A 6,661-nucleotide genomic window follows, 5' to 3' on the forward strand; every position below is an offset into this window, starting at 1 on the left:
CCCCGCCGGTGTCGCCAATCAGGGCCAGACGCTGCTTGGCGGCGATCTTCGCTTCCAGATCAACCAGCGTGACGCCAGTCAGGCGGAGCGCAGCTTCCTTGACGGGCTCGGCACGGTTTCGCGGACCGCCAGCATGCGTTCGATGGCGCGTCTCGCCGACGGATCCGACCAGGCGCTGGTCGAGGCCAAGGCGGTCGACCATGTCTATCCGCTCTATGGCACGCTGGAGACCGAGCCGGCGCTGTCGAAACAGGAACTGTTCGGCGAAGAGTTCGGCGTCTTCGGTGCGGCAGCGCCCGATCTTCTGTTCGAGCGGTTGCACGTCAAGCTTGGCGACCGGCTGAAGCTCGGCACCGCTACTTTCGAACTGCGCGCCAAGCTGGTCGCCGAACCGGATGCCGTGTCCGACGGCTTCGGCTTCGCGCCGAGGCTGATGATCTCGACCGAAGGGTTGGCGGCCACTGGACTGATCCAGCCGGGCAGCCTGGTCGAGAATGCCTACAAAATCCGGCTGCCGGCGGACGCCGACGAGGCAAGGCTCAAGGCCATCCAGGATCAGGCCGCCACGGATTTTCCGGAAGCCGGCTGGTCGATCCGCACGCGCAGCAACGCGGCGCCCGCGCTGTCGTCCAACATCGAACGCTTCTCGCAGTTCCTGACCCTGGTCGGGCTGACGGCGCTGGTGGTCGGCGGCGTCGGCGTCGCCAATGCGGTGCGCGCCTATCTCGACGGCAAGCGCGGCGTCATCGCCACCTTCAAGAGCCTGGGCGCTTCGGGCGGCTTCGTCTTTGCCGTCTATCTCGTGCAGATCCTGATCATAGCCGGATTGGGTGTCGTGCTAGGCCTTGTGCTCGGCGCACTAATGCCCTTCGCGGCGAGCGCGGCCTTGCAATCCGTCATTCCGGTGCCGGCCGAAGGCGGCTTCTATCCCGGCGCGCTCGGCATGGCGGCGCTGTTCGGCCTGCTGGTGACGTTGGCTTTCGCGCTGCTGCCGCTCGGCCGCGCCCGCGACGTGCCGGCAACCGCGCTGTTTCGCGAAATGGGACTGGAAGGCCGCGGCTTGCCGCGCCCCGCCTATGTCGCGGCGGCCATAGGCATCGCGCTGCTGCTTGCGGCGCTGGCCATTCTGTTCTCGGGCGACCAGCGCATCGCCTCGATCTTTGTCGGCGCTACCGTCTTCGCCTTCCTGGTGCTGCGCTCGGTCGGCGCACTGGTGCAATGGGCGGCCAGGAAAAGCCCGCGCGTGCGCTTCGTGGCGCTCAGGCTCGCCATCGGCAACATCCATCGGCCAGGCGCCCTGACGCCATCGGTGGTGCTGTCCCTGGGGCTCGGGCTGACGCTATTGGTGACGCTGGCGCTGATCGACGGCAATCTCAGGCGACAGATCTCAGGCAGCCTGCCGGAACGGGCGCCGAACTTCTTCTTCGTCGACATCCAGAGCGCCGATGTCGCGTCCTTCTCGGCGCTGATCGGCAAGGAGGCGCCGCAGGGCGTGCTGGCCAAGGTGCCGATGCTGCGCGGCCGGGTGATGGCGCTGAACGGTGTCGATGTCGACAAGGTGAAGGTGCCGGCGGAAGGCGCCTGGGTGCTGAGGGGGGATCGCGGCCTGACCTATGACACCAGGCAGCCGGAGAACGCGACGCTGACCGAGGGCAGTTGGTGGCCCGAAAATTACAGCGGCGAACCGCTGGTTTCGTTTTCGGCGCAAGAAGGCAAGGAGATCGGGCTGAAGCTCGGCGACACCATCACCGTCAATGTGCTGGGCCGCAACGTCACGGCCAGGATCGCCAGTTTCCGCCAAGTCGAATGGGAGACGATGGGTATCAATTTCGTCATGGTCTTCTCGCCCAACACATTCGCGGGCGCCCCGCATGGCTGGATGGCGACGCTGACCGAAAAGAGTGCATCGACGGCCGACGACGCCCGCATCCTCAACGCCGTCACCCGCGCCTTCCCGGCGGTGACGACGGTGCGGGTCAAGGACGCGCTCGACATCGTCAACCGGCTGGTCGGACAGCTCGGCACGGCGATCCGGGCGGCCGCTGGCGTGGCGCTGATCGCTTCGGTGCTGGTGCTGGCCGGCGCGCTTGCAGCCGGCAACCGGGCGCGCATCCATGATGCGGTGGTGTTGAAGACGCTGGGCGCGACACGCACGACGCTGATATCGGCCTTCTCGCTCGAATATATGCTGATCGGGCTGGCCACCGCCATTTTCGCGCTGGCGGCGGGCAGCGCAGCCGCCTGGTTCGTCGTCGCGCGCATCATGACTCTGCCGTCGCATTTCATGCCGGAGGTGGCGGTGGCAACCATTCTGTTTTCGCTGGTGATCACGGTCGGCATTGGTCTCGCCGGTACTTGGCGGGTGCTCGGCCACAAGGCAGCACCGGTGCTGCGCAACCTGTGACGACAGGCCCGGAACGGGCATCCTGGATTAAATCTTGGTAAGAAAGCCGTCCGAAAAGCCGAGGAAACGGCGCTTCGCCCTCTCACGAACCGTTACATCCGGTTACGGTCTTGTTCTTGACGCGAATAACCATCATATTTCGCCACAGGCATGCTGGAGCCCTGCCAGCGGCGCCCAGGTCCGGAAGGACCTGACACCGGACGGGGCAGAAGCAATAGAGGACTACAATGGCTGATCCCATTCGCAACTACCAGACGCGCGCCGTGCCCGGCGTCGGCGTCGGTGCCGACATCGATCAGGGCCTGCGCGCCTACATGATCAAGGTTTACAATCTGATGGGGCTTGGCCTCCTCATCACCGGTCTTGCCGCTGTCGGCACGATCATGCTGGCCACCACCACCGATCCGGCTTCGGCTGTCGCGACGCTGCCGAGCGGCGAGATGCTGACGTCCTTCGGCTACGCGATCTTCGGCTCGCCGCTGCGCTGGGTGGTGATGCTGGCGCCGCTGGCCGCCGTGCTGTTCCTGTCGTTCCGCGTCCAGTCGATGAGCGTTTCGGCAGCGCAGACGACGTTCTGGGTCTATGCCGGTCTCGTCGGCCTGTCGCTGTCTTCGATCTTCCTGGTCTACACCACGGCCAGCATTTCACAGACCTTCTTCGCCACGGCCGCCGCCTTCGGTGCGCTGTCGCTGTTCGGCTACACCACCAAGCGCGACCTGACGGCGATGGGCTCGTTCCTGATCATGGGCGTGTTCGGCATCATCATCGCGTCGGTGATCAACATCTTCCTGCAGTCGTCGGCGCTGTCGTTTGCCGTGTCGGCGATCGGCGTGCTGGTCTTCGCGGGCCTCACCGCCTATGACACGCAGAAGATCAAGGAGATGTATTTCGAGGGCGACAGTTCGGACGTTGCCGGCCGCAAGGCGATCATGGGCGCGCTGACGCTCTATCTCGACTTCATCAACCTGTTCATGTTCCTGCTGCAGTTCATGGGCGACCGTCGCTAGTTCAGCATGCTGGACCATCGAGTTCCAAAAGGGCGGCCCAACGGCCGCCCTTTTCTTTTGTGCCGGGCTTTGCTGTTATCGCGAGCAGAGAAATGGCACCCATAAACTATGAGCACTATTACGATTCGACCGGCGACAGCGGCCGACCTCGACAGCATCACCGGCATCTACGCCGACGCGGTCGCCCAAGGCACGGCGAGCTATGAGTTGGAGCCGCCGAGCCGCGCGGAGATGGGTGTTCGATTCGACAGCCTGATGGCCGGCGGCTTTCCCTACCTTGTGGCGGAGAAGGACGGCGCGGTTCTCGGCTACGCCTATGCCGGTGCCTTCCGGCCACGCCCGGCCTATCGCTTCATTGTCGAGGATTCGGTCTATGTCGCGCCCGAGGCCAAGGGCCAGGGCGTCGGGCTCAAGCTGATGCAAAGCCTGATCGAGGCGGTGACGACGGCGGGCTTTCGCCAGATCATCGCGGTGATCGGCGATGGCCGTCCCGACAGCGCCTCGGTGCGGCTGCACGAAAAGCTCGGCTTTCGCCATTCGGGCCGCCTGGAAGGCTCCGGCTACAAGCACGGGCGCTGGCTGGACACGGTGTTCATGCAGCTGTCGCTGAATGGCGGGGCATCGGCGCCGCCCGATCCGAGTTCGCTGCCAGAGCGGAAGTTTCGCCTTAGAGGGGACTGAAGAAGGAACTGAAGAATTGCGCAATTGAAGAACTGAAGAATAAAAAGAAGCGGCGGCAACAGATGACGCCGAGGCCTTTTCTTCAACTCATCAATTCTCCATTTCTTCAATTCCCCTGCTCTAATTCCCTGCTCAGGCTTCGACCAGCTTCAACTTGCTGTCGAACACACCGAGCACGCGGCCGAGTTCCTGGCCGCGTTTCAAGATGCGGCCGCCGGCGGCGATGACGGCAAAGGCGCCCTGCTTGCGGGCCAGTTTCGGATCCTTGACGATCTGGAACAGCGGCACTTCGCTGGTGCGGCGGAAGACGGAAAAGACAGCGCGGTCGGCGAGATGATCGATGGCGTAGTCGCGCCATTCATTGGCGGCGACCATGCGTCCGTAGAGCCTGAGGATCTGGTCCAGCTCGCGTCGGTCGAACCGCACCGGCTGATCGAGACGTTCGCGTCGCGCCTCGTGCAGCGGGATTATTGCGGATGCGTCCCCATCCCCCGTCCCGCCACTGTCATCGGTCATGCCTCGATCCTTCAAAATGAATCTTTGCCAACCAAAGTTGGCGTGTTCGCGACTGAATTGCAAGGCCCGGCGAACCGAGCCCCGCGCCGCGCCGTTTCCGTCACGTCCAGTCACTTTTATGAAACGCCGTGTTGGAATTGGTGATGTTCCGCCACATTTCTGCCTTTTTTTATCCGCGCTCATGCCCCAATGTCCGACGAATTTACCGGCGTTGCCTGAGACGGTTCGGTCCGGCACCGGCTCGTAAACCCCAAGCCCCCCGCCCACGGGTCTGCGTCGGATCGAACCAACCTCGGCTCTTCCTCGGAAGAACCGGGAGCGACGATCCCAAAACCTAAATGACCGGCGTCAGAAGCAAGCTGACGTCGGTTTTTTATTGGCTGGTGATAGGTGAACCTTCGCGCTACCGCGGCAGGGGTTTGAGCGCTCTATCTCAAGGCTTGTGGATGAATGCGGCGCCGAGAATGGGACCGGGCATGCCGTCCTTGCCGACCGACTGCAGCAGCACGGCGCAGCCGCCCTTTTTGGCAATCTCGCTCATCGGCAGTTCGTAGCGCTGTGCCTTGCCATGCCACATGCCGGCGGTCTGGATGCCGGTGACGGCGTTCCAGTAGGTCATCTTGCGGCCGGTATTTTCGCCCTCGCCGACTTTGACCGTCTGCGGCGGGTCGAAATAGACGATGACGACATGGGCGTCGCTGGGGCCGTTGCCGGCATCGCCGGCGTCGATCATCACGCGATCGCTGGTACGGCTGACCTTGACGGCGACGCGCATGCCTTCACCGCTCTTGGCCATGCGGGCGAGCGCACCATCGACCTCGCCGCGGTTGGCGCCGTTGACATGGACGCGGCCATTGATGACGGCCTGCGGCGTATAGACGGAGCGGCTGCCGAAGGCGCGCATATAGTCGTATTGCCGCTCGGTGTTCTCCTTGCGGCCGAGCGTGTCCTGCCAGCCGAGATAGTCCCAGTAGTCGACGTGATAGGCGAGCGCGACGATGTCTTCCTTGGCGGCAAGTTCGGAGAACAGAGTATCGGCCGGCGGGCAGGAACTGCAGCCCTGGCTGGTGAACAGCTCGACCACGCCCAATGGCTTTTCGATCTGGACCCGGTCGGTCTGGGCGCGATCGGATTCGCCGGCATGCCCGGCGCCGGCAGACGCCGAGAAGGCCAGCGCAAGAGCTGCCAGCCACAATGATTTTCGCGAGGCCATGGCCATTCCGATTCCCGCCGGTGATGCCGGCTTTATCTTGATTGCTGAAATATGTGGCAGAACCGGAAGTCAACGGGAAGTCACGTTGCGGTGAAATTTTGCCGTTGCAGCCGACCGCAACGCCGCAATAGGAAGGATCTGCGCTTCAGGATAGAAACCGATTCGGGCGGCAATCGCGATGTGGCAAACGTTTTTGGCGCCGGTCGACCTCTATTGCGAGCGGACCGGCCCGGAATTCTGGTCCGAACCGGTCAACGCCCTGACCAACTTCGCCTTCATCGCCGCCGGCCTGTGGGGCGTGCGCGAGGTGCGAAGGCTGGGCACCGGCGCCTTCGCCGAGGTTCTGGCCTGGTGGGTGGTGGCGATCGGCATCGGCTCGACGATCTTTCACACTTTTGCCACCAAGGGCACGGTCTGGGCCGACGTGCTGCCGATCGCCGGCTTCACGCTGGCCTACACGCTGTTCAATCTGCGTCGCTTCCTCGGCATGCGATGGGGCAAAGCCATCGCCATCTTCATCGCCTTCTATGTGATTGCCGGGGCGATAACCGTTGCCGTGCCGGACTGGCTGCGCCAGGCGTCGAACGGCACGACGGGCTATCTGCCGCCGTTCCTGGCGCTCGCCTTCTTCGGCGCGCTGGTGGCCGCCAGCGGCAATCGCGCCGGCTGGTACAATCTGGCCGGGTCGGCGATCTTCGTGGTGTCCGTCATCTGCCGGATGATCGACCCGCTGGTCTGCGGCGGCTTCCCGCTCGGCACGCACTTCCTCTGGCACATCCTCAACGGGCTGATGCTGGGTGTGTTGTTGGCCGCCGCGGCGCGGTTCGGGAAGCCGAAAGT

The 6,661-nt window shown here is 64.0% G+C and carries 6 protein-coding genes; 4 read left to right on the forward strand and 2 right to left on the reverse strand.

Annotated features, from left to right (window positions below; all coding sequences use genetic code 11):
- The 3 genes from EN969_RS11290 to EN969_RS11300 all read left to right on the forward strand — a co-directional run.
- Positions 1-2,404 (forward strand): ABC transporter permease (locus tag EN969_RS11290; protein ID WP_164758219.1); only part of this gene is annotated, 2,404 nt, incomplete at its 5' end.
- Positions 2,405-2,631: 227 nt separating this feature from the next.
- On the forward strand, positions 2,632-3,411 hold the full coding sequence (locus EN969_RS11295) for a Bax inhibitor-1/YccA family protein (RefSeq protein WP_013528823.1): 780 nt from the start codon (positions 2,632-2,634) through the stop codon (positions 3,409-3,411).
- Between the two features lie 108 nt (positions 3,412-3,519).
- On the forward strand, positions 3,520-4,092 hold the full coding sequence (locus tag EN969_RS11300; protein ID WP_063169546.1) for a GNAT family N-acetyltransferase: 573 nt from the start codon (positions 3,520-3,522) through the stop codon (positions 4,090-4,092).
- A 132-nt stretch (positions 4,093-4,224) separates the two neighbouring features.
- Here EN969_RS11300 and EN969_RS11305 read toward each other — a convergent pair whose 3' ends face one another.
- Entirely contained in the window at positions 4,225-4,608 is a 384-nt protein-coding gene (locus EN969_RS11305; RefSeq protein WP_013528825.1) for a DUF2794 domain-containing protein, read from the reverse strand.
- A 433-nt stretch (positions 4,609-5,041) separates the two neighbouring features.
- Positions 5,042-5,827 (reverse strand): thioredoxin family protein, encoded by a 786-nt coding sequence (locus tag EN969_RS11310; protein WP_013528826.1) that lies wholly within the window; start codon positions 5,825-5,827, stop codon positions 5,042-5,044.
- Between the two features lie 172 nt (positions 5,828-5,999).
- On the opposite strand from EN969_RS11310, the gene EN969_RS11315 reads away from it, so the two are divergent.
- On the forward strand, positions 6,000-6,661 hold a 662-nt coding region (locus EN969_RS11315; RefSeq protein WP_127419129.1), incomplete at its 3' end, for a ceramidase domain-containing protein.

It is taken from the genome of Mesorhizobium sp. M7A.F.Ca.CA.003.01.2.1 (assembly GCF_003998945.1).
Classification (GTDB): Bacteria; Pseudomonadota; Alphaproteobacteria; order Rhizobiales; family Rhizobiaceae; genus Mesorhizobium; species Mesorhizobium ciceri.

Coding starts and splice junctions, on each gene's coding strand:
- EN969_RS11295 (WP_013528823.1), top strand. CDS start 2,632: ATGGCTGATCCCATTCGCAACTACCAGACGCGCGCCGTGCCCGGCGTC.
- EN969_RS11300 (WP_063169546.1), top strand. CDS start 3,520: ATGAGCACTATTACGATTCGACCGGCGACAGCGGCCGACCTCGACAGC.
- EN969_RS11305 (WP_013528825.1), bottom strand. CDS start 4,608: ATGACCGATGACAGTGGCGGGACGGGGGATGGGGACGCATCCGCAATA.
- EN969_RS11310 (WP_013528826.1), bottom strand. CDS start 5,827: ATGGCCATGGCCTCGCGAAAATCATTGTGGCTGGCAGCTCTTGCGCTG.